Source organism: Vallitalea maricola (assembly GCF_036985595.1).
GTDB classification, from domain to species: domain Bacteria; phylum Bacillota; class Clostridia; order Lachnospirales; family Vallitaleaceae; genus Vallitalea; species Vallitalea maricola.
This window is the reverse complement of the sequence record NZ_BTPU01000426.1, coordinates 1-222: the sequence shown is the minus strand read 5'-3', so window position 1 is coordinate 222 and position 222 is coordinate 1. Positions and strand designations below refer to the sequence as shown.

Genomic DNA, 222 nt, shown 5'->3' with positions numbered 1-222 from the left:
ACATTGTCAGAATGCCAGCTGCCATATCCATCAAAAACTATAGCTGGCATTCTGACAATGTTGCCAGTCCTTGGGGAAGCGCTATAAGTGCCAATACAGCTCGTTTTGTCAACGCAAAGAATGATGAATTATTAATGACTATGAGAACTGCAGATAGTGATGAAATATATCAAAAAGCATATAGAGAATGGGTAAAATTAACAAACGAAGAAATGCCAATAT

The 222-nt window shown here is 36.9% G+C and carries 1 protein-coding gene; it reads left to right on the top strand.

The annotated features are described in order from the left end of the window. On the top strand, nucleotides 1-222 hold a 222-nt coding region (locus AACQ14_RS24525; protein WP_339366143.1), incomplete at both ends, for a hypothetical protein.